24 protein-coding genes are annotated in these 26,265 nt (G+C 61.0%); 8 read left to right on the top strand and 16 right to left on the bottom strand.

Going from position 1 to position 26,265, the window contains the following annotated elements:
- Positions 1 to 45 precede the first annotated feature (45 nt).
- Positions 46 to 2,508 carry a diguanylate cyclase domain-containing protein gene (locus LRL22_RS00700; protein WP_425292783.1) on the bottom strand — a complete coding sequence of 821 codons (2,463 nt, stop codon included), beginning with the start codon at positions 2,506 to 2,508 and terminating at the stop codon, positions 46 to 48.
- 430 nt (positions 2,509 to 2,938) lie between these two features.
- On the opposite strand from LRL22_RS00700, the gene LRL22_RS00705 reads away from it, so the two are divergent.
- Positions 2,939 to 3,955, top strand: a complete 1,017-nt coding sequence (locus tag LRL22_RS00705; RefSeq protein ID WP_270904466.1) for a lipoate--protein ligase A — start codon at positions 2,939 to 2,941, stop codon at positions 3,953 to 3,955.
- A 224-nt stretch (positions 3,956 to 4,179) separates the two neighbouring features.
- Positions 4,180 to 5,874 (top strand): pyridoxal phosphate-dependent decarboxylase family protein, encoded by a 1,695-nt coding sequence (locus LRL22_RS00710; protein WP_270904467.1) that lies wholly within the window; start codon positions 4,180 to 4,182, stop codon positions 5,872 to 5,874.
- Positions 5,875 to 6,031: 157 nt separating this feature from the next.
- On the opposite strand, the gene LRL22_RS00715 is transcribed toward LRL22_RS00710, so the two are convergent.
- From LRL22_RS00715 to yiaY, 3 genes are all read right to left on the bottom strand, one after another.
- Entirely contained in the window at positions 6,032 to 6,661 is a 630-nt protein-coding gene (locus LRL22_RS00715; RefSeq protein ID WP_270904468.1) for an NAD(P)H-binding protein, read from the bottom strand.
- Between the two features lie 171 nt (positions 6,662 to 6,832).
- The gene (bamE, locus tag LRL22_RS00720) at positions 6,833 to 7,171 is read right to left on the bottom strand and encodes an outer membrane protein assembly factor BamE (RefSeq protein ID WP_005337980.1); all 339 of its coding nucleotides are present in this window, start codon (positions 7,169 to 7,171) and stop codon (positions 6,833 to 6,835) included.
- Positions 7,172 to 7,307: 136 nt separating this feature from the next.
- Positions 7,308 to 8,459, bottom strand: coding sequence for an L-threonine dehydrogenase (gene yiaY, locus LRL22_RS00725; RefSeq protein WP_058058016.1), 1,152 nt, complete (start codon positions 8,457 to 8,459; stop codon positions 7,308 to 7,310).
- Between the two features lie 382 nt (positions 8,460 to 8,841).
- Between yiaY and udp the strand changes: the two genes are divergently transcribed.
- Entirely contained in the window at positions 8,842 to 9,597 is a 756-nt protein-coding gene (gene udp, locus LRL22_RS00730) for a uridine phosphorylase (protein WP_005337975.1), read from the top strand.
- 117 nt (positions 9,598 to 9,714) lie between these two features.
- Here the strand turns inward: udp and LRL22_RS00735 are convergent, their stop codons facing one another.
- Entirely contained in the window at positions 9,715 to 10,479 is a 765-nt protein-coding gene (locus LRL22_RS00735; protein ID WP_270904469.1) for an RluA family pseudouridine synthase, read from the bottom strand.
- 222 nt (positions 10,480 to 10,701) lie between these two features.
- Here LRL22_RS00735 and rihA point away from each other — a divergent pair, with 222 nt between their 5' ends.
- Both rihA and LRL22_RS00745 read left to right on the top strand, forming a co-directional pair.
- Positions 10,702 to 11,637, top strand: coding sequence for a pyrimidine-specific ribonucleoside hydrolase RihA (gene rihA / locus LRL22_RS00740; protein WP_270904470.1), 936 nt, complete (start codon positions 10,702 to 10,704; stop codon positions 11,635 to 11,637).
- Between the two features lie 34 nt (positions 11,638 to 11,671).
- On the top strand, positions 11,672 to 12,139 hold the full coding sequence (locus LRL22_RS00745) for a hypothetical protein (RefSeq protein ID WP_270904471.1): 468 nt from the start codon (positions 11,672 to 11,674) through the stop codon (positions 12,137 to 12,139).
- Positions 12,140 to 12,324: 185 nt separating this feature from the next.
- Here LRL22_RS00745 and LRL22_RS00750 read toward each other — a convergent pair whose 3' ends face one another.
- From LRL22_RS00750 to LRL22_RS00760, 3 genes are all read right to left on the bottom strand, one after another.
- The gene (locus LRL22_RS00750; protein WP_005344341.1) at positions 12,325 to 12,621 is read right to left on the bottom strand and encodes a winged helix-turn-helix domain-containing protein; all 297 of its coding nucleotides are present in this window, start codon (positions 12,619 to 12,621) and stop codon (positions 12,325 to 12,327) included.
- Entirely contained in the window at positions 12,618 to 13,148 is a 531-nt protein-coding gene (locus LRL22_RS00755) for a DUF1523 family protein (RefSeq protein WP_005350438.1), read from the bottom strand. Before LRL22_RS00755 ends, LRL22_RS00750 begins: the two co-directional genes overlap by 4 nt.
- Positions 13,149 to 13,323: 175 nt before the next feature.
- Positions 13,324 to 14,946: a methyl-accepting chemotaxis protein gene (locus LRL22_RS00760; RefSeq protein ID WP_270904472.1), complete on the bottom strand. Its 1,623-nt coding sequence runs from the start codon at positions 14,944 to 14,946 to the stop codon at positions 13,324 to 13,326.
- 232 nt (positions 14,947 to 15,178) lie between these two features.
- On the opposite strand from LRL22_RS00760, the gene LRL22_RS00765 reads away from it, so the two are divergent.
- Positions 15,179 to 15,811, top strand: a complete 633-nt coding sequence (locus tag LRL22_RS00765; protein ID WP_005344345.1) for a LysE family translocator — start codon at positions 15,179 to 15,181, stop codon at positions 15,809 to 15,811.
- A 73-nt stretch (positions 15,812 to 15,884) separates the two neighbouring features.
- On the opposite strand, the gene LRL22_RS00770 is transcribed toward LRL22_RS00765, so the two are convergent.
- The 8 genes from LRL22_RS00770 to LRL22_RS00805 form a co-directional block, all read right to left on the bottom strand.
- Positions 15,885 to 17,093 carry a cation:proton antiporter gene (locus LRL22_RS00770; RefSeq protein ID WP_270904473.1) on the bottom strand — a complete coding sequence of 403 codons (1,209 nt, stop codon included), beginning with the start codon at positions 17,091 to 17,093 and terminating at the stop codon, positions 15,885 to 15,887.
- 31 nt (positions 17,094 to 17,124) lie between these two features.
- Positions 17,125 to 18,228, bottom strand: a complete 1,104-nt coding sequence (locus tag LRL22_RS00775) for a beta-N-acetylglucosaminidase domain-containing protein (RefSeq protein WP_270904474.1) — start codon at positions 18,226 to 18,228, stop codon at positions 17,125 to 17,127.
- A gap of 43 nt (positions 18,229 to 18,271) precedes the next feature.
- Positions 18,272 to 19,999, bottom strand: a complete 1,728-nt coding sequence (locus tag LRL22_RS00780) for a potassium/proton antiporter (RefSeq protein ID WP_005359340.1) — start codon at positions 19,997 to 19,999, stop codon at positions 18,272 to 18,274.
- 280 nt (positions 20,000 to 20,279) lie between these two features.
- Entirely contained in the window at positions 20,280 to 20,426 is a 147-nt protein-coding gene (locus LRL22_RS00785) for a hypothetical protein (protein ID WP_005337933.1), read from the bottom strand.
- Positions 20,423 to 21,112 carry a M15 family metallopeptidase gene (locus LRL22_RS00790; protein ID WP_216954216.1) on the bottom strand — a complete coding sequence of 230 codons (690 nt, stop codon included), beginning with the start codon at positions 21,110 to 21,112 and terminating at the stop codon, positions 20,423 to 20,425. Before LRL22_RS00790 ends, LRL22_RS00785 begins: the two co-directional genes overlap by 4 nt.
- Positions 21,109 to 22,236 carry a succinyl-diaminopimelate desuccinylase gene (gene dapE, locus LRL22_RS00795; protein WP_270904475.1) on the bottom strand — a complete coding sequence of 376 codons (1,128 nt, stop codon included), beginning with the start codon at positions 22,234 to 22,236 and terminating at the stop codon, positions 21,109 to 21,111. The genes LRL22_RS00790 and dapE overlap by 4 nt, the downstream gene beginning before the upstream one ends.
- 19 nt (positions 22,237 to 22,255) lie before the next feature.
- Positions 22,256 to 22,606: an ArsC family reductase gene (locus LRL22_RS00800; protein WP_005337930.1), complete on the bottom strand. Its 351-nt coding sequence runs from the start codon at positions 22,604 to 22,606 to the stop codon at positions 22,256 to 22,258.
- A 318-nt stretch (positions 22,607 to 22,924) separates the two neighbouring features.
- A complete protein-coding gene (locus LRL22_RS00805) occupies positions 22,925 to 23,239 on the bottom strand; it encodes a hypothetical protein (protein WP_266134434.1) in 315 nt (104 codons plus the stop codon).
- Between the two features lie 285 nt (positions 23,240 to 23,524).
- On the opposite strand from LRL22_RS00805, the gene dcuC reads away from it, so the two are divergent.
- Entirely contained in the window at positions 23,525 to 24,901 is a 1,377-nt protein-coding gene (gene dcuC / locus LRL22_RS00810) for a C4-dicarboxylate transporter DcuC (RefSeq protein ID WP_270904476.1), read from the top strand.
- A gap of 134 nt (positions 24,902 to 25,035) precedes the next feature.
- The gene (locus LRL22_RS00815) at positions 25,036 to 26,175 is read left to right on the top strand and encodes a M20 family metallopeptidase (protein ID WP_270904477.1); all 1,140 of its coding nucleotides are present in this window, start codon (positions 25,036 to 25,038) and stop codon (positions 26,173 to 26,175) included.
- Positions 26,176 to 26,265 lie beyond the last annotated feature (90 nt).

Genomic DNA, 26,265 nt, shown 5'->3' on the forward strand with positions numbered 1-26,265 from the left:
CCCTTCCGCAAGAGGCGCATTACGCTCGGGGCTGAACAGGGGGGACTAGGTGACCACCTCCGCAACCGACAGGCTGCGCTCAGATCTGAACAGGGGGAAGTAGCGGCGATCCGCCTGACTCATGTGGCCGACCACCAGCTCCTGAATGATGAAGTTGAGCAGCTCGTCGTTGCCCAATGTCCCCGCTTTGGCGGCGTGCAGCAGTTGGCTCGCTTTGTTGAGCAGGCGCAGGTGATCCTGACGGTGGCTGACGAGCTCCTGATAATCGATCTCCGCCAGCATCTGCTCTTCAAAGGCGAAGTGATGGCGGGCCATGTCGAACAGGCTCTCCAGACTCTCCAGAAACGGGGCCGGATCCTCGTGCTGATCTTTCATCCGCTCCAGCAGCCGGTTGGTCAATACGAAGAGCTGGCGATGCTCGGCATCGATGCGCGGGTGACCGCACTCGTGGCCGGGTTGCCACAGCAGGGCGCCCTGCTCGGGATCAAGGCCTTCGGTATAGAGGCAGACCCGGCCGCGGCCGCGATTCTTCGCCTGATACATGGCCTGATCGGCGTGGTGCATCAGGGTTTTGGCATCCTCCCCGTGCTCGGGATAGAGCGCCAGCCCGATACTGCTGGAGATGAGCAACTCCTGCCCCTCCAGCTGGAAGGGATGACGCAGCTGCTGGTGCAGTTTGTCGGCCACCGCCAGCACTTCGTCGCCACTCTCCGGCAGCAAGATAACGAACTCGTCGCCCCCCAGCCGTGCCACCAGATCCTGTTTGCGCACGCAGTGGCTCATCCGCTCGGCCACCATATTGAGCAGAATATCCCCGGTTTCATGGCCGAAGGTGTCGTTGATCGGCTTGAAGTGATCGAGATCGATAAACATCAGCGCCAGCGGACGGGGCGTCTCCTGCTCCATCAGCTCCTTGAGCCGTTGCTGCAGCAAGCGGCGATTGGGCAGCCCGGTGAGGGGATCGTAGAAGGCGAGGCGGCGCATCATCTCCTCCCGCGCTGCCCGCTCGGTGATATCCCGGGTGACCCCGAGGATCGCCTCCGGCTGGGCATTGTGGTTGCCATGGAGGGTGGTGATGGTCTCGGTCGCCACCAGATGGCCATCCTTGTGGCGCAGCTGGGTGCGAATGACCCGGCGGGTCTGGTCATGTTCTCCCCGCTGCCAGGCCTCCAGGGTGGCAGAGATCTCCTCGCGCAGCAGTTGCCTTGAGGCATCCGGCAGCAGCTGTTTGAGGGGCAGGGCAAACAGCTCGGGGGCCTCGTAGCCGCTCAGGGGGGCGATGGCCGGGCTGACGTAGCGAAAGCGCAAGCTGGCGGCATCCATGGTCCAGATCACATCGGCACTGTTCTCCGCCACGAAGCGGTAGTGTTGCTCGCTCTGGGCCAGTTCACGGGTCAGCCGCTGGCGATCCCGCGCCTCCTGGCGCAGGCGCAGATAGAGGTGCAAGAAGATGCCGAGTAGGGTCATCAGGGTAAAGGTGATGAGCATGGCCACCGCCACGCTCTTGTCGAGCAGTTGCCGTTGCTGGCGCAGCCGCTCCTGCGCCGGGTCGTAGATAAAGCGGTCGAGGTTGGGCAATACCGTGAGCATGCCCGCCTCCAGATAGGTTTTGGCGATCTGCAGCCAGCGCTCCTGCTGCATGTAGCCAGGTTCGATAAGGTCGGGCTGCATCAGCGCTCTGGTTTCGCGAGCCTCGAACTCCAGCTGTTCACGGCCAGCCCCGGTCGGGTACTGCTCCATGATGAGGTTGATCATCTCTTCGGGGTGGTCCATCGCATAGCGCCACCCCTTGAGGCTGGCCTGCTGGAAGGCGTAGACCCGATCCTGTCGGGTGATCAGCTCCCGCTCGGAGGTAAACAGGTTGTCGCCGTAGAAGTCGAAGTCGATGGTGCGCGGACTGAAGACCCGATAGGGGATGCCTCTTTGCTGCAGATAGAAGGGTTCGGTAGTGCTGTAGGCGCTGATGGCATCCACCTTGCCCGCCAGCAGTGCCTCTATCCCCTGTTTGTAGGGAAGGGTGACCCAGTCGCGGCTGCGGGTATGGTGGGAAAGGTAGGTCAGCAGCTCGTTGGAGCCCGGCTCCAGCATCAGTCGCTTGTTGGCCAGATCGGCCGGGTTGCGAATATCTGGCCTATCCAGCGTGAGCAGAACCAGCGGCGAGTGCTGCAGCAGGGCGGCGAGCACCACCACCGGACGACCGGCAGCCCGATCCAGCAGCAGATCACTGCCGCTGATGCCAAACTGGGCCTTTCCCGAGATCACCTCGCTGACCACATCGGTGCGGGAGTCCGCTTCGCGCAGGGTGACATGCAGACCGGCCTCCCGATAAAATCCTTTGGCGATAGCCGCGTAGTAACCGGCAAACTGGAACTGGTGTTGCCACGGCAACTGGACGATGACCTGCTCGCCGGCTCGCACGGGGGAAGAGGTCAGGGTCGCGATGACCATACCGACCAGCATTGGCATAAACCAGCTGAGGGGCTGGCGGGGGGCTGCGTTCTCCGTCATACAACGTTTCTCTCGGGAGCGATGTCTAGGCTAGATTCAAGCAATTTTGTGTCACCTGCAAGGGGAGAAAAGGCGTTTGCAATAGGGTATAGGGGGGTTGGAAAGTCATTTTTGTGTCGTTCATCACACGGGATGGATACATGCCGTTTTTTTGCAAGTTATGTGACCAATAAGAGAGTCATATGGCCTATCGAAGTGGTCGCATTCTAGCCACTTTTTCCCGTTTTTATCGTTGTCATTGTGGCTTGACTGCATTTTTTCCGTGGTTGCACGTCAAGCTGTGTCGTTATATCAATAGATACTTTTAGGGGGCGGTCAGGTGTGACGCAAATGTGTCGCGGCTGCTGCGCACCGGTTAATGTGCGACAGCTCAGTGATGGTACCCCGTCAGTGTTATCATGCTGCCCCCAGTTCCGGATAAGGTCTTTTTATGTCCCGCTTGCGTCTGCTTGTCTCCGACTCTCACGATCCCCTGTTCAATCTGGCCGTCGAGGAGTGCATCTTCCGCCAGATGGACCCCGGCCAGCGGGTGCTGTTCCTCTGGCGCAATGCCAATACCGTGGTGATTGGCCGTGCCCAGAACCCGTGGAAGGAGTGCAATACCCGCCGCATGGAAGAGGACGGGGTGACCCTGGCGCGTCGCAGCAGCGGTGGCGGCGCCGTGTTCCACGACCTTGGCAACAGCTGCTTCACCTTCATGGCGGGCAAGCCGGAGTATGACAAGAGCGTCTCCACCGCCATCGTGCTGGACGGGCTCAAGCGATTGGGGATCGAGGCGTTTGCCTCTGGTCGCAACGATCTGCTGGTGGCCACCCCGGACGGGGAGCGCAAGGTATCGGGGTCGGCCTATCGGGAGACTCAGGATCGCGGTTTTCACCACGGCACCCTGCTGCTGGATGCCGATCTCGGCCGCCTTGCCAACTATCTCAACCCCGACCCCAAGAAGCTGGCGGCCAAGGGGATCACCTCGGTGCGCAGCCGGGTGGCCAATCTGTGCGAACTGCTGCCGGGGATCGACCATCAACAGGTGAGCGAGGCGCTGCAGGAGGCCTTCTTCCACCATTACGGCGCGCGAGTTGAGCCCGAGCATATCTCCCCGGAGCAGATGCCGGATCTGCCGGGCTTTGCCGAGACCTTCGCCCGCCAGCGTAGCTGGGAGTGGAACTATGGCCATGCCCCGGCGTTCAGCCATCTGCTGGAGGAGCGGTTCAGCTGGGGCGGGGTGGAGCTGCACTTTGATGTGGAGAAAGGGGTCATCACCCGGGCGCAGCTCTTTAGCGATACTCTGGAGCCGGCCCCGTTTGATCTGCTGGCGGCCGAACTGGCGGGTTGCGGCTATCGGCCGGACGCTGTCGCCGCGCGCTTGCAGCCCTGGCTGGCGGCCTTTCCGCAGCAGCAGAGCGAGCTGGCGGAGTTTGCCGAGTGGCTGTTGACCTCCCTGCGTTGAGGGGGGGCACTGCACTGATGGCGGTCTGGTAGTAGGGACTCTGTCAGCCAGGATGGGAGCAAGATCACGAAATATAAAGAGGCGCCTCAAAGACGCCTTTTTGCCAGCCCTTGTCATGGCTGATACATGACAAAAAGTAGGGTAGGCCATTAGATATTGTCACTGTTGGCCCCGCTGACACAGGGGTATAACAGCCGCACATTTGCTGTACTAATGGTATAAAAATGAGTGACTTAGTTTATCTTCAAGACGAGAGTGTCAATGCCGTCCACCCCGATTTCTCCGCCCGTTTCGCCACAGTCAAAGCCAACTTTTTCTCGCGCAATCCCGATCTCTGGCCCGTTTTTCGCGAACCCGGATTTGCCACCCTCAACGAATTTCGGGCCCGTGGTCTGGCGCCGGATGCCCGCCTGAACGCCTGGCCTGATGGCCGTGCCCGCCTGGCCGATCTCTGCGAGACCATGCCGGTGCCCGCCACCATGCGCACCCCGGGCGAGCCGATGGCCGAGCTGCTGTTTGCTGCCGCCCTGTCGAAGGATTGGGAGAACCCCTCCAGCGTCGAGAACGTCATCACCATGTCGGCGGATCCCGCCATCTACGGCGCCCAGCTGGGCATTCTGGCCAACCCCAATCTGGTCTACTCCGAATATGCCGGGGTGGCCGAGGAGCTGGAGAAGAAGGTGGTGCGCCAGATTGCGCTGCTGGCGGGTTATGACCCCGAGCGGGCCACCGGCATCTTCACCCAGGGGGGGACCTTCTGTAACCTCTACGGCTACCTGCTCGGCATTCGCAAAACCTTGCCGGAGGCCAAGCACAAGGGGCTCGGCCACTATCAGGATTACCGCATCATCAACTCCCAGGGCGGTCACTACTCCAACATCACCAACCTCTCCCTGCTCGGGGTCGACATCGAGAACAAGACCATCCGCATTCAGGTCGGCGAGAATAATGACATCGATCTCGACCACCTCGAGCGCACCCTGACCGCCTGTTTTGCCCTGAAACACGTGGTGCCCACCATCATGCTCACCATGGGCACCACCGACACCTTCGGGGTGGATCAGGTGAAACCCGTGTTCGAGCTGCGCAATCGCCTCTGCGAGCAGTTCGAGGTGGCGGTCAAGCCCCATATCCACGTCGATGCCGCCATCGGCTGGTCGATGATCTTCTTCCTGGGTTACGACTTTGCCGCCAACCCGCTCGCCATCAACAGCGCCACTCTGGCGGGGATCGAGCGCAACGTGGCGCGCTTTGCCGAGCTCAAATATGCCGACTCCTTCACCGTCGACTTCCAGAAGTGGGGCTATGTACCCTACACCTCCAGTCTGGTGATGATTAAAGAGCAGGATGACCTCAAGGCGATGGAGAATGACCCGGAGAACTTCTCCTACTTCGAGCGGGATATTCAGGGCCAGACCCACCTGCAATCCACCATCGAGTGCTCCCGCGGCGCGAGTGGCCTGTTCGGTGCCTATGCGGCGCTCAACTATATGGGGGTGGAGGGGTATCGCACCGTGCTGGCCCACTGCCTGCAAAATGCCAATTACTTCCGCTTTAGGTTAAGCCAGCTGGGCAACGTCAAGCTGGTGGCGCAGGAGAATCAGGGGCCGAGCGTCGGCTTCAAGATCTACAACCCCGAGTGGGTGAGCGATCCGGAAGCCGAATTCGCCTTCGAGCTGGCCCGCTCCAGTGACCCTGCCTACAAGGTGCGACTGCAGCGCAATACCGATTACCACCGCAGCCTGTTCAAGGGGCGCGGCAAGGTGGGGCTCTACACCAACTGGGTGGAGGCGGTGGCCCACTCCGACTACGACGCCCGAGGCAAATACTCCTATATCGCCGGGGAGAAGGCTGTCTTTATGAATCCTGCCTGCACTCGCGAGCAGATCGACGCCTTTATCGACCATATTCGCGGTTGAGGGCGGTTGCCCTGACTGCCGAGCGCGGCCTGTGATGGCAAGAGGCGGTCAGGGTACCTCGCCAACAGATAAACAAAGGGCAAGCCAATTGGCTTGCCCTTTGTTTTTGCGGCTCTGTTTTTGCAGCACTGTGCATAAGTAGTGGGGAAGGCTGGGTTCAGAGGGTCAGCAACTGCTCGTTCTCGACAATCTCGCACCCGGCGGGCAGTTTCGAGAGGGCGATCATGGCGCGAGCCACCTGACGGGCCTCGATGGCGCGCCAGCGGGCGAGTTTGCCCACCAGCAGCGGCCGAAACAGCGGGTAGATAGTCTGAAAGATCTGCTCGGAGAGGCGCGGTGGCTGGCGATCTCCGAGCAGCATAGCGGGCCGTACGATGGCGAGCCGTGGCCAGGATTGGGCCAGCAGGGCCTGCTCCATCTCCCCCTTGGTTCGCGGATAGAGAGCCGGTGACGATGCGCTGGCCCCCATGCTCGAGACCACGATGAGCCGTTGACAACCGTGGCGGCGGGCCAGTTCGGCAAAGGCGATCACATAGTCGAGATCGACCCGGCGAAACGCCTCGGCAGAGCCTGCTTCCTTGCGGGTGGTACCGAGGGCACAGAAGGCGATATCCACCGGGCGGGAGAGGGTGACGCTGGCCAGATCATCAAAATTGACCGGCAGCCAGTGGTGTGCCTCCTTGCCCGGCTTGCGACAGAGCAGGGTCAGTTCATGTTCGGCAGGCAGTTGCTGCACCAGTTCGCGACCGATCAGGCCGCTGGCCCCGGCAATCAGGATACGGCTCATGGGGATTCTCCCTGTGTCATTCGATGGTGTTGATGCCATGGTGGCTGCTCATCAGCATCAGGCAATTTGCGGGTAGCTGCAATGGGGAGAAATGACTCAGTGTTGTCGGGCAGGATGAATTACGCGGGGCTTGATAAAACAAAACCGGCGCGAGGCCGGTTTTGCGGGATATCAGAGCGGGGTATTGAAGGCTGCTGGCAGCGGGAAGTCACCCGTCACTGTGGTCAGCCTGTCGTTGGCGAAGGTGACGGTGAGCTCTTTGCGCTCCTTGTCGCCGTGGCCCGGCTGGAATTCATAGAGGTAGTACCAGGTGTTGGGGTCAAAGCCGTCACGCAGCATGGGGGTCCCCAGCACATAGCTGACCTGCTCGCGGGTCATCCCCTGGCGCAGTTTGTCGACCTGTTTTTGTTCCACATAGTTGCCCTGGGGAATATCGATACGATAGACCAGGCTGCAACCGGAGAGGGTGAGGGCGGTCAAAGCCGCGGCAATCAGGTGTTTCATCCGCATATCGAGTTCAGATCATCCATACAGTCTTTTTGGCTCGGCAAATCATACCGACTCCCTCCACGGAAGTAAAAAGCCATTGATCCATCAGCCAATAAAAAGGGTCGCACTGCGACCCTTTCTGGCAATCCGGCTGCTGTCACATCGCCGCGCGGAAGATGGCCACGATCTCGTCGTGGCTAGCCTGTTTCGGGTTGGTGAAGCCGCAGGCATCTTTCAGGGCGTTGCTGGCCAGGGTATCGAAGTCATCGGCCTTGACGCCGAGCTGCTCCAGACCGGCCGGGATCTTCACATCCAGCGCCAGCTGCTTGATGGCGGCAATGGCAGCGGCAGCGCCCTGCTCATCGCTCATGGCACTCACGTCCACCCCCATGTAGCGGGCCACATCCTTCAGACGAGCGGCGCTTACCTGGGCGTTGAACGCCTGAACGTGGGGCAGCAGCACGGCGTTGCAGACACCGTGGGGCAGGTCATAGAAGCCGCCCAGCTGGTGGGCCATGGCGTGCACGTAGCCCAGGCTTGCGTTGTTGAAGGCCATGCCGGCCAGGAACTGGGCATAGGCCATCTGCTCGCGGGCGTGCAGGTCATCGCCGTGGTGAACGGCGGTGCGCAGGTGCTTGGCAATCAGCTCGATGGCCATCACGGCGCTGGCATCGGTCACCGGGGTGGCGATGGTGGAGACATAGGCTTCGATGGCGTGGGTCAGGGCATCCATACCGGTGGCGGCGGTCAGACCGGCTGGCTTGGCCAGCATCAGCTCGGGATCGTTGACCGACATCAGCGGGGTAACGTGCTTGTCGATGATGGCCATTTTCACGTGGCGCGCTTCGTCGGTGATGATGCAAAAGCGGGTCATCTCGGAGGCGGTACCGGCGGTGGTGTTGATGGCGATAAGCGGCAACTGCGGCTTGGCGGAGCGATCCACCCCTTCGTAATCCTTGATGCTGCCACCGTTGGCGGCGACCAGCGCGATGCCCTTGGCGCAGTCGTGGGGCGAGCCGCCACCCAGCGAGATGACGCAATCACAGCCGTTGGCCTTGATCATCGCCAGACCCGCTTCGACGTTGCTGGTAGTGGGGTTGGGTTTGGTCTCATCGAAAACAGCGCTTTCAATGCCATGTTCAGCCAACAGGGTGGTGAGCTTGGCGACCACACCGATCTGGTTGAGGATCTTGTCGGTGACGATCAGCGCCTTGCGATAGCCGTAACCCTTGATATCGGCGGCGGCCTCTTGCAGACAGCCGGCACCCATCAGGTTGATTGCGGGAATATAGAATTTGAATGTAGCCATGATGGACTTCCTATAGTTAGCCATTAAGTGGTAGTTGAGAGTTAGGCTACCATCTAGAAAGGGATACAAAAGCATCTTATTTACAACTTTACGGGGTCGATCACGAGTCGTTAATTAAGCGCTGAACCAGGCTTGACTTTCCCGCATCTGACTCGATTAGTAGAAAAACGTTTGTCAATTATTTCATTGAGTTAGCAAACGTTTTGCGCAATGTTTGTCACTGTCAATGCGTGGAAGTGTGAGGCGCTTCAAGGAATTGGAAAGCGCTTTCGACCATAGTTGGCGCCTCCCCGAAGAGGGGGGTAAAGGCTTGAAAGTATCATAAAGAATCATCTTAACTTGTGCCCTGACCATGCTGGCAGGGGGCAACCAGGAGTCCACTATGTCTGATGTATTTCACTTGGGTTTGAAGAAAGCGGATCTGCAAGGCGCCACCCTGGCGATCGTCCCCGGTGACCCCGAGCGCGTGAAGCGTATCGCAGAGCTGTTGGATAACCCGGTGCACCTGGCCAGTCATCGTGAATTCACTACCTGGCGCGGCGAGATGGACGGCAAGGCCGTGATCATCTGCTCTACCGGTATCGGTGGCCCGTCCACCTCCATCGCAGTGGAAGAGCTGGCCCAGCTGGGTATCCGCACCTTCCTGCGTATCGGCACCACCGGCGCCATCCAGCCGCACCTGAACGTGGGTGACGTGATCGTGACCACCGGTTCCGTGCGCCTCGACGGTGCCAGCCTGCACTTCGCTCCGATGGAGTTCCCGGCTGTTGCTGACTTCGACTGCACCACCGCGCTGGTCAACACCGCCAAAGAGATGGGCTCCAAGCTGCACATCGGTGTGACCGCCTCCTCTGACACCTTCTACCCGGGTCAGGAGCGTTACGATACCGTATCCGGCCGCGTAGTGAGCCGTTTCCAAGGTTCCATGAAAGAGTGGCAAGCCATGGGCGTGCTGAACTATGAAATGGAATCTGCAACCCTGCTGACCATGTGCTCCAGCCAGGGCCTGCGTGCCGGTATGGTGGCTGGCGTTATCGTCAACCGTACCCAGCAAGAGATCCCGAACGCCGAAACCATGGCGAAGACCGAATCTGATGCCATCAAGATCGTACTGGGCGCTGCCCGCAAGCTGATCTGATAGCACCACAAAGAGTGGGGGGTGGGGGCCGTTGCGAAAGCGCGGCCCCTATCTTTATCCGCCGTTTACCGCTTTGCCCCTCTTCTGCTTGCCCGCCCCTTGTTTCCCTACTCCAGGTTACCCCGGTTGCCTTGTCATGGTCGCCAGCGCCTGTGCAAAGGGCGCCTCACAGCGGATCTGCATCGGTTCGCCGCTGACCGGATGAACAAAATCGAGTTCACTGGCGTGCAGCATCAGCCGCGGTGCCTGTTCGCTGCCGGGCGGCAGCAGGCCACCATAGAGATCGCAGCCGAGGATGGGGTGGCCCAGCAGCTGGCTGTGAATGCGCAGCTGATGGGTGCGGCCGGTCTCCGGCACCAGTCGTACCCGGGTCAGTGGCACGGTCTGCCCCTGTATCTGCTGCGCCAGCCGCTCAATCACCCGATAGCGGGAGCGGGCGGGTTTGCCGCTGGCGGCGCAGATCTTCATCAGCGGAAAGAGGGCCGGATCCTTGGCGATGGGGGCGTCGATAACTCCTTCGTCGTCAATCAGATGACCGCAGAGCAGGGCGCTGTAGGCCTTGCTTACTGCCCGCTGACTGAACTGCTGGCAGAGCAGGGCATTGATGGCCTTGTTTCTGGCCACCACCATGATGCCTGAGGTGCCAAAATCGAGGCGATGCACCAGAGTGCAGCCGGGGAAATCCTGCACCAGTCGATAGTGCACCGAGTCGAGGTTCTGCGGGTTCTTGCCCGAGAGGCTCAGCAGGCCGCTCGGCTTGTTGATGAGCAGCAGGTGCTCATCCTTGAACAGGATCTCGATGGCTGCATTGCAGGGCGGGGCGATAAAGGTGTCGACGATAACGGACATAGGTGGCACAGGCTGGAAACGGGGTGCGATCATACCCGAACCGGCGCGGCCGGGCGAATGGGTGGTGCGCAGCCTCGGAAAATGAACGGAATGACGTCATGCAACCTATTGATAATGAGCCGTGTTGAGCGAGGCGGTGTACATTGCAAACCGCCCAGGTCAGCAACAAGGCCCCGTTTTGTGACCCCTTCCCGAGTTCATCCGAGGCTTGCTTGTTAAGGTATGGCTCCCTGTTATGTTGTAAGGACTCATCCCATGGCACAGCCCGTTATTCTCGATTGTGATCCCGGCCACGACGACGCCATCGCCCTCATTCTGGCGTTGGCCAGCCCTGAACTGAACGTGCTGGCGGTCACCACCAGTGCGGGCAACCAGACGCCGGACAAGACCCTCAACAATGCCCTGCGCATCCTCACCTTGCTGGGGCGCGACGATATTCCGGTGGCGGCGGGGGCGCCGAAACCGCTGGCCCGCGAGCTGATTATCGCCGACAACGTCCATGGCGAATCGGGCCTCGATGGCCCCAAACTGCCTGATCCTGCCTTTGCGCCACAGGCCATGACTGGGCTTGAATTGATGGCCAAATGTCTGCGCGAGAGCCTAGAACCTGTGACCCTGGTGCCGACCGGGCCGCTGACCAATATCGCCCTGCTGCTGGCGGCACATCCCGAGCTCAAACCCAGGATTGCTCGCATCGTGCTGATGGGGGGCGCCGCAGGGGCTGGCAACTGGACGCCGGCGGCGGAATTCAATATTTATGTGGACCCGGAAGCGGCCGATATGGTGTTCAAGTCGGGGATCCCTATCACCATGTGCGGCCTTGATGTGACCCACGAGGCTCAGGTGATGGACGAGGATATCGAGCGGGTGCGCGCCATCACCAATCCGGTGGCCCAGTGCGTGGCCGGGCTGCTCGACTTTTTTATGATCTACCATCGGGATCCCAAGTGGGGATTTGCTGGTGCACCGCTCCACGACCCCTGTACCATTGCCTGGTTGCTTGCTCCCGAGCTGTTCCACGGGGTCGAGTGCCGGGTCGATATCGAGACCCGGGGGGAGCATACCGTGGGGATGACGGTGGTGGACCGCTACGGTCTGACTGGCAAACCAGCCAATGCGCTGGTGTTGCTGGGGCTGGATCGGGCAGGCTTTATTGATCTGATGGTGACGCGGCTGCGGGCGTTTGGCTGAGCGCCGATTCACTTTTTGCAAGAAGGGGCAGGGAATGTGGAAGAGAGGCTTGGCACTGCTGGCCGGGTTGCAACTGACAGGCTGTGCGACGCCATTCGAGCGGATGTGGCAGGGGCTGGCGACCTGTGAATTTACCGATCTCTATGTGGATGAGACGGGCAGGCCCGCCAATCTACAACTGGCCAACTACACCCCCTACAAGGTGAGCGACGGCTTTGCCTGGTACAAGGTGCACGAGGAGCTGCACGGCCTGCCGGTGGTCGGCTTTATCGTGCCCGCTTCCAGCTTCGAAGTGCACGCCCTGTTTGTCGATACCCCCATCGCCAATGCCCGCCGCTTGACCCACAACGCCTACGGCAGCGAGTTTGGCGACGAGCAGAAGCATGACGAGGGCTCAGCCCCTCTGCTTTTGCGCGATCCCAACAACCCCAAGCGCTCCATCATCGATTGCACCCGCGGCGAGTCTGATGGGGAACTTGAGGATTCGGCCATGCCTGAGTAGGACTACCTGTCATGCTATCGGCCTGAAATAGAGGGGCCAGCCTTGCCGGCTGGCCCCTCTTTTTTATTGTTGCTTAGCGCCCTGATCAGGGATAGCTCAGCGTCTCCTTGATAAGCGGCAGTTGGGCCTTGATCCATGCCGGATTGCAATAGGTTCCCCAGTCGCAGGCCTGACTCGACATCATTTCAGGGATAGCTCAACGTCTCTTTGATAAGCGGCAGTTGAGCCTTGATCCACGCTGGGTTGATGGGGCCCCAGTCGCTGATGCGGTAGTGTCCCTGCAGGTGGCGAGCCCCCTCGGTCTGCTCGAAGGCGCAGCTGATGTCGAGCTCGGCCAGCGCGCTCAGGGTATCCTGCGCTGTGCGGCGCGGCATGCCGGTCGCCTCCATAATGGCAGGCACCGTATCTGTGCCCTGGCTGATCAGCCAGGCCACGTAGAGCCGCCGGTAGAAGCTGGTGCGGGTCTTGCTCGGCTCACTCATAGCTCGTCCTCAAGACGATCGAAGTAGCGCCAGGTCGCAATCGCTGCTTTGCCCATCACCAATGCCCAGAGGCCGAACCAGAACCAGCGGAAGAAGCTCCAGGTGGAGGCGTCAGGCTCAGTGCTCTCAATCTTGGTGACGTTGGGGAACATGGAGAACATGTTCACGCGCCAGCCGTAGGAGGTGATGATGGCCAGGCGTTTCTCGAACTCCATCGACTTGGCCTTGGCCTGGACGTCGGCGGCGTTGAATTTGAAGTAGAAGGGCCAGCCCCACTCGGTATCTTCATTGCGAAACACCCGGATCTTCTCGCCGGGGCGCTCGGTGTAGATGTAATAGACGTCGGTGGTGGGGCCGTCAGCCGGGTTTTTCTGGCTGATGGGGCCATCCTTGTCGGTGCGCTTCACCTCGACCCCGGTGATGGTGGCGATGGTGTGCTCCGGCAGGTAGTAGTCGAGCCAGGCGGCGGAAATGAGGGCGATGAGCCCCAGGGCGATAAAAGCGGGTTTCTTGAATCTCAGGCTCATGGTGTGCTCACGTGAGGGGGAGTAACGTGCCTCTACCATACCGATATTTGACAGGGCAGCCCAGCCCCTTATGGCGCCACAAGCCAAAAAATGGCGTTTAAAACAGAGACAAAGCCATTGCTCCATCAACAAGAAAGGCCCTTGCGGGCCTTTTTGTCTGGTTCACTTTGTGCGCTTACAGCTGGAATTGGGCCAGCTGCTTGCGTTGCTGCTCGGCGAGCTGCGAGAGTTCGTTGCTGGCACTGGCGCTCTGGCTGATGCCGGCGGAGCTCTGGCTCACGATCTCGTGAATATTGGTGATGTTGCGGTTGATGTCGGCAGTGACGCAGGACTGCTCCTCGGCGGCGGTGGCGACCTGGGCGTTGGCGTCGTTGATCTGGCGTACGGCACCGGTAATGCCGCTTAGCAGATCCTGCACCTGAGCCGACAAGCGCTGGTTATGGCTGAGGATCTCCAGGGTCTCCTGTACGCCGTTGTTGGCGGATTGGGACTGGCTCTGCAGCCGCTCGATGATGGCCTGGATCTCCTTGGTGGAGTCTTGGGTACGGGCTGCCAGCATTCTCACTTCGTCGGCCACCACCGCAAAACCACGACCCGTTTCACCGGCACGGGCTGCTTCGATGGCGGCATTGAGCGCCAGCAGGTTGGTCTGCTCGGAGATCCCCTGAATCACTTCAATTACCTTGCCGATCTGCTCGGACTGGGATTTGAGCTGGGCCACGATGGCGGCGGCATCTTCCAGACTGCCCGCCATCCGACTGTTGGCGGCGATGCTTTCGGTAAAGAGGGCGAGCCCCTGTTCGACCCGGCCATTGGCATCCCGCGCCAGCTCGTCGGCGATGGCGGCGTTGTGGTTGACATTGTCTGCGGTGCTGGAGAGTTCGGTTACGGCGGAGGCGACCTGTTCGATCTCGCTGTGCTGCTGCTTTGCATTGGCCTCGGACTGGGTCATCACGGCCGCCAGCTCGGTGGCGGCGGAGGCGACGCTGTTGCTGATCCCGGTCAGGTTCTCGATGGTGCTACCAAGTTGCCCCAGAGTGAGGTTGATATCTTTGGCCAGACGGGTCAGCTCGTTGTTGCCCTCCGCTTTGGCGCGCACGTTGAAGCGCCCTTGCGCCACGGCGTGCATCACCTCTTGTAGCTGACTGATGGGGCTGACGATGCGCCCGGAGAGGACCCAGCCACAGATCAGCGCCGCTAGCAGGGTACCTGCGGTGAGCAGCAGGGTACGCAGCAGGGTGGCGTCGTAGTGGGCCTGCTCTTCGGCCAGCTCTTGCTCGATCAGCTGATTGATGTGGGCGGACATGTTGTCGATCTGTTTGATCAGCTGTTCACCCAGCTCGCGGAAATGGAGGCGAGCCGCCTCGTAGGCGACCGGATCGCCGCCACCCTGATGTTTTTGCGCCAGCAGCGGCAGCATGTTGCTGCGGGTATGGCTGAGGTAGGCCTGCAGGGCGGCAGCGACCTGACGGTTATCCTGCTCGGCACCGGGGAGCACCAGACGGCCGAGGATGGCGTTGATCTCCTGCTCGGCGCTGTTGAGGTTTGCGGGCAGAGCGGCAAACAGCTTGGCATCGTAGAGGCCATAGATAGCGCTGGTGCGCAGCCGGTAGGTGGCATGGATCAGTTTGGCAATATCGTCCTTGTGCTGGACCACGGTCTGGGTCGTCTCATCTATGTCATTGATGGCTTCATCCAGACCCTGTTTGCTGATGGCGACCATCACCATCATCAGCAGGCTGGCCAGCAGCAAAGGTATCAAGACCTGGATGCGTATTGATAGATTATTCAATGACATAAGTGGCTCTAATCCGGAATTGGAGGAGCCGACATCTTACACATGCACGTCAGGAGCTGTCACAGGCTTTTATTGCTGAAATGTGCTGAAGAAAAGGTTTTTTCTTGTGAGAAGGGAGCCATTTAGGCATGATTGAGCGCTTTATCCCCTGAATATGTGGTACAACTGGCTGGGTTATGTCAATCCTGTCCTGTTTTCGTTATTTCCCGCTCTTGTCATATGGAGGTGTGTTGTGTCCAGCTGGATCGATCCGGCCATTCTGGCTCTGTTTATCCCGACCTTTTTCTTTGTTTCGGTGACCCCCGGCATGTGCATGACCCTGTCGATGACCCTGGGGATGAGCCTGGGGGTGCGCCGCACCCTGCACATGATGTGGGGGGAGCTGATTGGGGTCGGGCTGGTCTCGGTACTGTCGGTGATCGGGGTGGCCGCCATCATGCTCAACTATCCGGGGATCTTCGCCGCCTTCAAATATGTGGGGGGCGCCTATCTGGTGTGGCTTGGCATCCAGATGTGGCAGGCCAAGGGGAAGATGGCCATTCCGGCGGATCTCTCGGCCGGTCAACAGACCAGCGCCATGGGGCTGGCGCTGCAGGGCTTTGTCACCGCCATCGCCAATCCCAAGGGGTGGGCTTTCATGATCTCCTTGCTGCCCCCCTTTATCTCTGCCGACAAGCCGATGGCGCCGCAGATCAGCGCGCTGGTGGCGCTGATCCTGGTCATCGAGTTCTCCTGCCTGTTGCTCTACGCCAGCGGTGGCCGTACTCTGCGCCACTTCCTCGCCAAGAGCGGCAATGTCACCCTGATGAACCGCATCGCCGGTACCCTGATGCTGGGGGTGGGGGTCTGGCTGGCGCTTGGTTAAGCGCTGTCAGTGACTCTCGCCACAAAAGAAAAATGCCACCGGTCGGTGGCATTTTTAATGGGCGCAGGGTGGCTCAGCGAGGCTTGAAACGCTCGACCCAGGGGTTGGCGGAGAGGCCGTGCAGGATGACGCTCAATATGATGGTGCAGAGCACGGTGGCGATGATAGGGCGCTGGCCAATCAGGGCGGGCTCGTTTTGCAGCACCATCACCGCAAAGACGATGCTGGCAAGGCCCCGCGGCCCGAACCAGCCGATAAAGAGCTTGAGTTCGGGCTTGAGGCCGGTGCCGATGAGGCTCAGCCAAACCGGCACCATCCGCAGCAGGGTGAGGCTGGCAAAGGCATAGAGCCAGTATTGCCAGTGCAGCAGCTCCGGCAGAATGGGCATCAGGGTCGCGCCAAACACCATCCAGATCACCACGGAGAGCAGGTCGCCGTAGCCTTCGCAGCTGTCCATATAGGCGTGCTTGTGCTCGCCGAGGCGGTGGCCGATAAAGAGGCCGCCGACAAAGGCGGCGATAAAGCCGCTTCCACCCAGACTCTGTGCCAGCGCAAAGCAGAGCAGGGCCAGCCCCGGCATGGTGAGCTGGCGCCAGAGCGGCAGTTGCCAGCCGTTGAGATAGGAGGTCTTCAGCAGCCGGATGGTGAGGCTGGTCAGCACAAAGGCGACCAGCAGGCCAATGCCGATCTCCTCCAGCATCAGGGTGATGGCAAGAGTGGCTGTGCCTGCGTGCTGCTCTGTGGGGGCGATAAGAGCCAGCAGCAGAAGCAGCACCGGCACACAGATGCCGTCGTTGAGGCCGCTCTCCTGATTGAGCCCTTCACGCACAGGTGCAGGCACCGCGGGGTTGCTCACCACCGCTTTGCCGAGCGCCGCATCGGTGGGGGCAAGAATGGTGGAGAGGATGGCCATCTCCAGCAGTGGCAAGTCGGGGAAGACCCAATGGCCAAACAGGGCGCCACAGAGCAGGGTGAGGGGCAGGCCAATCAGCAAAAGCCGGATGGGGAGCTGGCGGTTGGCCAGCAATACCTGCCAGTTGGTGTTGGCAGCATCGTTGAACAGCACAATCACCAGCGTCAGCTCGGCCAGCAGCTTGATGCCAGCGCTGTCGATAGAGAAGGAGAGCAGCTCCAGCCCACCCGGCCCCAGCAACCAGCCGGTCAGCAGAAAGAGCAGGGGGCCGTTGACCAGTTTTGACTCGAAGCGCCCCGCGATCAGGCTGTAGACCAGCAAGAAGGCGGCGATCACCGCCAGATTCTGGTAAAGCAGGTGTGCATCCATACAACCTCCTTTCTGCCCCCGCAGGGGTGGTTTAATCGGTCAGGCAGTCGGGGTCGAACACATACTCCCCGTCCAGCCAGCTCACGATTTCGTCTACGCAGGATTGGTCGCGAAACGGCAGATAGCGCGCCTTGAGGGCGGCAATCTGCTCGGGGGGGAGCTGTGCCAGCCCCAGATCCTGAAACAGCGGCAGGTCGGCCTCGATCATCGCCGAGATCTGCGGGCCGCAGGTGGCGTTGAGGGCGGCATGCAGCGCCTTGTCGGGATCGTACTGTTTGCCGAGTCGGTAACTCATCGGCAGGGTGGCGAGGGGCAGGGCCGACAGCGCCGCCTGTTTCATCGGGTTGACCGCGTGGCCAGAGACCAGCTCTGCCAGCTCGGCGGGGCGGTTCTCGAAGGCGCGCAGGTGCAGGTAGCTGCTCGCCTTGCTGCCATCGTTAACCGGGTAGTTGTCCCACAGGAACGGCTTGCGGCCGAGCAGTTCGGTCACCTGCTTGAGGTGACTGGCCGGATATTCGCTGGAGCAGACCTTGGGGCCGGTCCAGAAGATCTCGAAACGGCGATCGAGCTGCTCGCCAAGCTCCTCCAGATAGCGGGGAGGCATGGCGCCAAACACCTTCTCCAGCACCGGATCGGTCGAGTAGTAGCTGGGGCAGAAGATAAGGCGGGTCGCCTTGCTGTGGACCGCGATATCGTGGGCGATGGTGAGCTGGTGACGGGCCAGGTCCGGGGTATCCCCCTTCATATCGTCAAACAGCACCGCCAGAATATCGGGCTGGAGCATCTCGTCGATGAGGCGCACTTTCTCAAGCAGTGCCGAGCGTTTGCGATCGTAGTCGTGATGGGCCCCCATGGGGCTTAAGCCCACCCCGAAGGCGAGCCCGTTGGCGCGGCACTGGCGCGCCAGCTCGGCGAGATCCGCCAGCTGCTGCTCGGGCCAGGGGAGGGCCCAGTGCTTGCGCAGATAGCCATCCTCTTTCGGTGCATAGATATAGAAGCCGTAACCGTGGCGTGGCAGCCACTGTGCGTAGCGGGCGCGGGCCTGCCAGCTCCATCCCTTGCCAAAAAAGCCTTCAATGACCCCCAGATTGGCAGCGGGGGGCAGGGGGCCGGACAGCAAACTTTGATATGGCATAACTCTCTCCCTTCTTGCTGGGGACTTGATACGGGACGGTCAGTCAGACCGGGTCCTCTTCCTGAAAGCGCACCCCGATCTTGCTCGGCACGCTCTCGTCCATTTCGGCCACGGTCCAGATCAGGCCCTGCCATTCGATGTTGTCACCGACCACCAGATTATCGCCCAACTGACTGGCAATAAAATCGCCCAGTGTCTGATCCGCCACCTCGCTCACATCCAGCCCGTAAAGAGGGGCGAGATCCACCAGCCGTGCCGCCGCTTCCAGCAGGAAGTCACCGAAGAAGCGGGGGCCGAGATCTTGCTCCGGTGCCTGACTAAAGAGCTGACCGAGGGCGGGGAGGTCACGTTCGTGACCGATGACGCAGAGGATGTCATCGGCCTGCAGACAGGTACTACCCGAGGGGTGGAGCAGCTCGCGGCCACGAAACAGGGCGCAGATCCGGGTGCCGGTGGGCATCTGCAGATCCCGCAGTGGCGAGCCGATGCACCACTTCTCTTCCCCCAGCTGGTAGACGAAGGTCTCCCACTGGCTGTCGAGATCGATTTCGAGCCCCGAGCGGTTGATGGGCGACGGCGGTGCCGGTACCTCCACCCGCGCCAGTTTTGAGGCCAGCGGTAGCGAGCTGCCCTGCAAAATCAGCGAGACCAGTACTACAAAGAAGGCGACGTTGAAGTAGAGCTGGGCGTTGGGCAGCCCCGCCATCATGGGGAACACCGCCAGAATGATGGGCACGGCGCCGCGCAGGCCAACCCAGGAGATAAACCAGCGCTCGCGGGGGGCGAAGTTCTTGAACGGTAGCAGCCCGATCCAGACCGACACCGGGCGGGCAAACAGGATCATCCACATCGCCAGCGCCAGCGCGGGCAGGGCGATGGGCAGCAGCTTGTGGGGGGAGGCAAGCAGCCCCAGCACCAGAAACATGCCGATTTGGCTGAGCCAGGTCAGACCGTCCAGCACCGACAATGTGGTGCTGCGGCTGCGCAGGGCGAGGTTACCGAGCAACAGACCGGTGAGATAGATGGCGAGAATGCCGCTGCCACCGACCGCCGTGGTGAGGGCGAAGATCAGCAGACCGCCGCTGACGGTGAGCAGCGGATAGAGCCCCGGCGCCAAGCGGGCTGTGTTGATGAGGCGCCACAGCAGCCAGCCGCCGCCAAGGCCGATCCCGGCGCCAAGACCAAACTGCTTGACCAGTTGCAGCAGCAGGAAGCCCCCATCCAGCCCTTGCTGGGCGGTGGCGAGCACCTCGATCAGGGTGACGGTAAGAAACACTGCCATAGGATCGTTGCTGCCCGACTCTATCTCCAGCGTCGCGCTCACCCGCTCGTTGAGGCTGCGCCCGCCGAGCAGGGAGAAGACCGCCGCCGCATCGGTGGAGCCGACAATGGCGCCGATCAGCATCCCCTGCATCAGGTTGAGGTCAAACAGCCAGGCTGCGGCAAGCCCCGTCAGGCCGGTGGTGATAGCCACCCCGACTGTCGCCAGCGACAAGGCAGGCCAGAGTGCAACCCGAAACGAGGAGACCCGGGTGCGCATGCCACCGTCGAGCAGAATGATGGCAAGCGCCAGGTTGCCCACCAGATAGGCGATGGAGTAGTCGGCGAAGTGGATGCCACCAGGGCCATCCTCACCGGCCAGCATGCCGACGGCGAGGAAGATAACCAGAATGGGAATACCGAGGCGGGAAGAGAGGGCGCTCAACAGTACGCTGGCTCCCACCAACAGGGCAGCGACAAAAAAGAAACTGTTGATGGTAGCGGCATCCAAGGGCGAACTCCTTCCTGGTAATGTGCAAAGTAGGCACATTATATGCAGTTAGGCCCCCCTTGTGTGGCTTATTTGTGCATCAATTTTCACTTTCTTACATTTTTCATCCCTTTTTTCAGCATGGCCGCGCCATATTCTGACTGTGACGGGGTTAACGAAAGCGGAGTCAAAGGATCGTCGATTTCAGGATGCGCAGGGAGGAGAGGGCGGGAAAAAGCGAAACGGCACAGCAGAGGGAGAGGGGAGCACAAGGGCGCTCCCCACGGGATGGGGGCGGGATTCAGTCGTCCTCGTCATCCTTTACTTCGCGGATCTTGTCCTTGTAGTTGGGCAACTGCTTCTCCAGCCGTTTCATGTCTTTGATGGCATTGAGAAACAGCCCGAGCAGGAACAGCAGCGGCAACCCTATCCACAGCCAGAGATTCATGGGATTTTCCTTTCGTCAGGACAGGTGGTGACATAACAGGCCAAAATTTCATCAAGGTTGGCCAATATGGTCGACTTGCCTTCAATATCCGCCTGTTGCAGGCAAAGCGCCAGTGCCGCGGGATCAAGTCGCTGCTCGTCGGACTCCAGCGAGAAGCTAATATGCCAGGGCTCGTAGGCGACCCCGCTCTCTGCCCCGACCGGCTTGGCATAAGGGAGGAAGAAGCCGAAGTCGCTCATATGGTCGCTGAGCCACTCGCTCAAGCCTGCAAACCAGCCCCCGGCTTCATACTCCCACGGCTCCAGTGCCAGTTTGGTATTGGCGGGCAGGCAGTCCGGGTCGTAGATATCGAGATCGGTCCCCCAGTGGTGACGGCTGGTGCCGGGCAGGGCGCTCCAGCGCAGGATAGCGTGGAGGCGCTCCTCGTCGCTCAGTTGCAGGGCGTCGATGGGCTGGCTGTGGGCATCGAGCAGTGGCCGTTCGCCGCGCCACTTGCCATTCCAGATGGCGAGTTGGCGCTCGAAGCTGCGCCAGCTGGAGGCCGCCTGCAGGTTGAACCCCTCGTAGGCGGCCGCCACCTGCATGTCGTTGAAGGCCGCCGCGGTGGCGGCGGTCAGCCGATGGGGGCCGCGCCCCACCAGAATAAGGTGGCTCTCGTCGAGCCCCAGCAGTTGTTCCTGCGTCATGCCAGCAATCTCTCGAGCACCCCTTGGTACATGTCGGCCAGCAGATCCAGATCGTCCGCCTTCACGCACTCGTTCACCTTGTGAATGGTGGCGTTGACCGGCCCGAGCTCAATCACCTCGGCGCCGGTGGGGGCGATAAAGCGCCCGTCGGAGGTGCCACCAGTGGTGAGCAGGGCCGGTCGCTGACCGTTCACCGCCTCGATGGCCGCCACGGCCGCATCAAGCAGCGCGCCGGTATCGGTGAGGAAAGGTTGGCCGGAGAGGGTCCAGCTCAGCTGATAATCGAGGCCATGTTTATCCAGCAGCGCCTCGACCCGCTCGCGGATATCCAGGTCGGTCAGTTCGGTGCTGAAGCGGAAGTTGAACTGGACGTGCAATTCGCCCGGAATGACGTTGGAAGCGCCGGTGCCGGCCGAGATGTTGGCAACCTGGAAGCTGGTGGGGGGGAAGTAGGCGTTGCCCTCATCCCACACGGTGGCGGCAAGTTCGGCCAGCGCTGGCGCCGCCTTGTGGATCGGGTTGTCAGCCAGATGGGGATAAGCCACATGGCCCTGCACCCCGCGTACCAGCAGATCGCCGGTGATGGAGCCGCGGCGGCCGTTCTTCACTACATCCCCTACCACGGCGGTAGAGGAGGGCTCGCCGACGATGCACCAGCGGATCTTCTCGTTGCGGGCCTCCAGGGTGTCGATCACCCGGGTGGTGCCATTGATAAAGGGCCCCTCCTCATCGGAGGTGATGAGAAAGGCGATGGACCCGGTGTGATCCGGATGCTCGGCCACGAAGCGCTCTACCGCCACCACCATGGCAGCCAGCGAGCCCTTCATGTCGGCGGCGCCGCGTCCGTAGAGCACGCCATCCTTGATGGTCGGCTCGAACGGCGGGGTGTGCCATTTGTCCAGCGGCCCGGCGGGCACCACGTCGGTGTGACCGGCGAAGCAGAACAGTGGCCCCTCGCTGCCACGACGGGCCCAGAGGTTGGTGGTGTCCTCAAACACCATGGGCTCGATGACAAACCCGAGCTTGGCGAGGCGCTCCGCCATCAGGGTCTGGCACCCTTCATCGAGGGGGGTAACGGAGGGGCGGCGGATCAGATCCTTGGCCAGTGCGATGACATCCGACATCAGTTGTCCTTAGTTGTCCTTAACGGGAAAAGAGGGATTGGTAGTGATCAGCCTTGAAACCCAGGGTCAGTTCGCCGTCACGGTCGAGCAGCGGGCGCTTGATCATGGCCGGATGTTCCAGCAGCAGGGCGCGCGCCTTGGCGGTGTCGAGCCCCTGTTTGGCCTCATCCGGCAGGGCGCGGAAGGTGGTGCCGCGGCTGTTGAGCAGGGCTTCCCAGCCGAGTTTTGCCAGCCAGCTGTCCAGATCGTCCGGGTTCAGGCCGTCGGCGCGGTGGTCGTGAAAGCGGTAGTCGATACCGGCCTCATCCAGCCACTTGCGGGCTTTCTTGATGGTGTCGCAGTTCTTGATGCCATAGAGGGTGATGGCCATGGGGAGTCCTTCTCTTGTGGGCGCTGGCCGTGGCCGCGCCCGAAAATCCGAATCAACAGAGTGCAAGGGCCCGATTCTGGCATTGTGGCAATCCCATGGCAACGCCGATGGTCCGGCTCGCGGGTTTTACCGGAACTGGTCACACCTGAACGGCGATTTTGAGCACAAAGTCAGAAGCAGTGGGGCTGGCGTGCCCGATGGGGTTGGGTATTGCGGGAGAAGATCGACTATTGCAGGAGAAAAAGAGAAGGGGGCAAACGCCAGATAGCCAAAACGCGCCAGTGGGCGCGTTTTGGTCGGCATCATCAAGTACCTCAATCAGTGCAGGGTGGTCCACTCATGGTCAAAGACCCGGGCCCGTTCCCAGGGTGCATCAGGCAGGCTGGAAGAGAGGCCAGTGTATTTGCCCACGTCGTCCACCACGATGGCGGAGAGGATCGGCAGGTTGTTTTCGGTGCAGTACATGCGGATGCGTTGCAGCAGGGTGCGCAGTTCATCCTGGCACTGCTCCAGCCCGGCCTGCTTGGCCAGTTTGGAATAACGAATGGTAGTGCGTTCCTTTGCAGACTCGACGAGGATGTCCCACAGCTTGTAGTCGCAGGTCGAGACACCTGCGGTGGCTTGGCTTGTCATAACTCTCTCCGGCGCGAAATGGTCGCTATATGTCGAAGCGCATCTTCGCCACTTCGGCGCTGTCGTATGTTGATCCAACGCAAAAAAGAGGGGAGTCGCGTCAGACAATTCTCTTTCCGAGAATGGTAAAGGTTTTTCTGTGGGTGAAAAAACTAAAATTTGGCGCTTGGCTAACATATTGTGCTGTCAAAGCCCAATGTCGTCACCTTTATTGATGGGGATCAAAGGCAAACAGTAGTCAGATCACTAGATTTCGCTCCTCGATAAATTTATCAGGAGTGAATATTGGAACTTTTATTCGTCTTGCTCGTTCTGGTCGCCGTGGTCTACGGCATCATCAAGGATTACAACCCGCAGGCGGTGCTGGCGCTGGCGGGCATGGCCATTTTTGCAGTGGCCTACTGGTTGGGGCTGCACCCCATTCTCCCCGCTGACAAGAGCACCGGCTTCGCCCTGTTCGACCTGTTCGAAGTGTTCAAGGGGATCTTCTCCTACCGCGCGGCGGGCCTCGGCCTCACCATCATGGCGGTGGCGGGTTTTGCCACCTACATGTCCCATATCGGCGCCTCCCAGGCGCTGGTGCGGGTGGCGGTCAAACCGGTGGCGGGCATCCAGTCCAGCTACCTGATGCTGGCCATCTGCTACCTGGTGGCGGTCTTCGTCTCCCTGTTCGTCACCTCTGCCACCGGCCTTGGCCTGCTGCTCATGGTCACCATGTACCCCGTGATGCGCAACCTCGGCATCAGCCCGGCCTCCGCCTGTGGCGTCATCGCCACCTCCCAGGCGTTCGAAATCGGCCCGACCCAGACCAACGCCATCTTCTCCGCCGGCCAATCCGGCATGGATCCCACCAGCTATTTCGTCGACTACCAGATCTGGCTGGTGGCCCCCATGTTGCTGGTGACCATGGTGCTGCACTTCTTCTGGCAGCGGCACTGTGACCGCCAGGATGGCTGGGATCCGGCCCAGCATCGCGGCGAGCACGCCGAGCTGGACGAGAAAGGGGCAGACGAGGTGCCCGTACCGACCTGGTACGGCCTGCTGCCCATCATCCCCTTCGTGCTGATGATGACCTTCTCCAAGCTGCTGGTGAGCGACATCAAGATGAGCGTGGAGGTGGCCATGCTGCTGTCGGTCTTTATCGGCATGCTGTGCGAGCTGCTGCGTACCCGCTCGGTGCGCAGCGCCTTCGCAGGGCTCTCCAGCTTCCTCGACGGCATGGGCAAGGTGTTTGGCCCCGTGGTGGCGCTGATCGTCTGTGCCGAGCTGTTTGCCGAATCCCTCAAGGCCATCGGCGCCATCGACACCCTGCTGCACTCGGCCAGCAACGCCGGCATCGGCAGTGGCCTGATGACCCTGGTGATGGTGGGCCTCATCATGGTGGCGGCGGTCATCATGGGCTCGGGCAACGCGGCGTTCCTCAGCTTCTCGACCCTGGCCCCCGCGGTGGCGGCCAAGTTCGGGGTGCCGGCGGTGACCATGCTGCTGCCGATGCAGCTCGCCTCCAGCATCGGCCGCACCGTCTCTCCCATCGCGGCGGTGCTGATCGCCTGTGCGGGGATTGCCAAGGTATCGCCCTTTACCGTGGTCAAGCGCACCAGCGTGCCGATGGCGGGGGCGCTGCTGACGGCGCTGACCCTCAACTATCTGCTGTTTATGTAGTGATGTGGGTTATGTAGTGGTGTTTGGAATTTACCGGTCGGGCGGGTGGCATGGCTGCCCGCCTTTTTCTCACTGTGTCGCATTATTGCAATAGACGATCGGCCATCAACGCTGATTGTTGCATGGAGAAGATAATGACAGTTGTAAAGAGCCCGTTTTCCCTCGATAACTATCTGGCCGATCTGGCCCCGCTCATCAACCTCGATTGCGGTACTCGCATCCCGGCCGGGGTGGCGAAGGTGGCCGACATCATGACCGAGAAATATGAGGCCATCGGCTGGCAGGTGACTCGCCACCAGTTCGCTGCCGAGTGCGGCCCCTGCCTCGAGATCACCAATGCGCCGGGTGCCGATCACTACGACGTGATGCTGTGCGGCCACATGGATACCGTCTTCCCCGAGGGGACGGCGGCCAAGCGCCCGCTGAAAATCGAAGGTAATCAAGCCTTTGGCCCCGGCGTCTCGGACATGAAGAGCGGCCTGCTCTCTATCTGGTATGCCCTCAAAGAGATGGATCCGGCATTGCTTGCCAAGCTCAAGGTGCTGGTCTGCTACAACTGCGACGAAGAGATTGGCTCCCCCTGGTCGAAAGATTGGCTGGTGGAGAAGGCCAAACAGAGCGGCTGCGTGCTGGTGGCCGAGGCAGCCCGTCCCAACGGGGATCTCATCAGCGCCCGCAAGGGCAATGCCAAGTACCGTATCACCTTCCACGGCAAGGCCTCCCACGCCGGTTCGGCCCTCACCGAAGGGGTCTCCGCCATCACCGAACTCGCTCACTGGGTGCTGGCCATCAACGAGCAGGTCAACATGACCACGGGCACCACCATGAACGTCGGCGTGGTACAGGGCGGCACCGGTGTCAACGTGGTACCGGACTTTGCCGAGGCGATCGTGGATTTGCGCTTCTGGAGTAACGAAGAGGCCGCTGCGGTACACGATCGGCTCACTTTTATGGCCAACAACCCCTTCCTCGCGGGCTGCCGGGTCGAGGTGGATCGCCAGAGCTTCAAGCCGGCGATGCGCCCGAGCGGTGACACCGAGGCGCTGATGGCGCTGGTGGAGGCGGCAGCCAAAGAGGAGGGGATCCCCTTCAACTGGCAGGAGGCCGGTGGCGGCTCGGATGCCAACTTCACCGCCGCCGCAGGTGTGCCGTCCCTCGATGGTTTCGGCCCCATGGGGGGCGGTTTCCACTCGGAGGCGGAGTTCCTGCTGCTGGAGAGCATCGAGCCGCGCATCCGCCTGCTGCAGCGGGTGCTGGGCAAGCTGGCGAAATAAGCCGGTTTATCCCTTGTTCGGGTCGTCATGGCCCGCTCAAATCCAAACGGGAGGCTGTAGCCTCCCGTTTTTTTATCTCGATTTTTCGCG

Origin of the sequence: Aeromonas sp. PI_26 (assembly GCF_027854445.1) — a bacterium.
Lineage (GTDB): Bacteria > Pseudomonadota > Gammaproteobacteria > Enterobacterales > Aeromonadaceae > Aeromonas > Aeromonas veronii.

Coding starts and splice junctions, on each gene's coding strand:
- LRL22_RS00700 (WP_425292783.1), bottom strand. CDS start 2,508: ATGACGGAGAACGCAGCCCCCCGCCAGCCCCTCAGCTGGTTTATGCCA.
- LRL22_RS00705 (WP_270904466.1), top strand. CDS start 2,939: ATGTCCCGCTTGCGTCTGCTTGTCTCCGACTCTCACGATCCCCTGTTC.
- LRL22_RS00710 (WP_270904467.1), top strand. CDS start 4,180: ATGAGTGACTTAGTTTATCTTCAAGACGAGAGTGTCAATGCCGTCCAC.
- LRL22_RS00715 (WP_270904468.1), bottom strand. CDS start 6,661: ATGAGCCGTATCCTGATTGCCGGGGCCAGCGGCCTGATCGGTCGCGAA.
- bamE (WP_005337980.1), bottom strand. CDS start 7,171: ATGCGGATGAAACACCTGATTGCCGCGGCTTTGACCGCCCTCACCCTC.
- yiaY (WP_058058016.1), bottom strand. CDS start 8,459: ATGGCTACATTCAAATTCTATATTCCCGCAATCAACCTGATGGGTGCC.
- udp (WP_005337975.1), top strand. CDS start 8,842: ATGTCTGATGTATTTCACTTGGGTTTGAAGAAAGCGGATCTGCAAGGC.
- LRL22_RS00735 (WP_270904469.1), bottom strand. CDS start 10,479: ATGATCGCACCCCGTTTCCAGCCTGTGCCACCTATGTCCGTTATCGTC.
- rihA (WP_270904470.1), top strand. CDS start 10,702: ATGGCACAGCCCGTTATTCTCGATTGTGATCCCGGCCACGACGACGCC.
- LRL22_RS00745 (WP_270904471.1), top strand. CDS start 11,672: ATGTGGAAGAGAGGCTTGGCACTGCTGGCCGGGTTGCAACTGACAGGC.
- LRL22_RS00750 (WP_005344341.1), bottom strand. CDS start 12,621: ATGAGTGAGCCGAGCAAGACCCGCACCAGCTTCTACCGGCGGCTCTAC.
- LRL22_RS00755 (WP_005350438.1), bottom strand. CDS start 13,148: ATGAGCCTGAGATTCAAGAAACCCGCTTTTATCGCCCTGGGGCTCATC.
- LRL22_RS00760 (WP_270904472.1), bottom strand. CDS start 14,946: ATGTCATTGAATAATCTATCAATACGCATCCAGGTCTTGATACCTTTG.
- LRL22_RS00770 (WP_270904473.1), bottom strand. CDS start 17,093: ATGGATGCACACCTGCTTTACCAGAATCTGGCGGTGATCGCCGCCTTC.
- LRL22_RS00775 (WP_270904474.1), bottom strand. CDS start 18,228: ATGCCATATCAAAGTTTGCTGTCCGGCCCCCTGCCCCCCGCTGCCAAT.
- LRL22_RS00785 (WP_005337933.1), bottom strand. CDS start 20,426: ATGAATCTCTGGCTGTGGATAGGGTTGCCGCTGCTGTTCCTGCTCGGG.
- LRL22_RS00790 (WP_216954216.1), bottom strand. CDS start 21,112: ATGACGCAGGAACAACTGCTGGGGCTCGACGAGAGCCACCTTATTCTG.
- dapE (WP_270904475.1), bottom strand. CDS start 22,236: ATGTCGGATGTCATCGCACTGGCCAAGGATCTGATCCGCCGCCCCTCC.
- LRL22_RS00800 (WP_005337930.1), bottom strand. CDS start 22,606: ATGGCCATCACCCTCTATGGCATCAAGAACTGCGACACCATCAAGAAA.
- LRL22_RS00805 (WP_266134434.1), bottom strand. CDS start 23,239: ATGACAAGCCAAGCCACCGCAGGTGTCTCGACCTGCGACTACAAGCTG.
- LRL22_RS00815 (WP_270904477.1), top strand. CDS start 25,036: ATGACAGTTGTAAAGAGCCCGTTTTCCCTCGATAACTATCTGGCCGAT.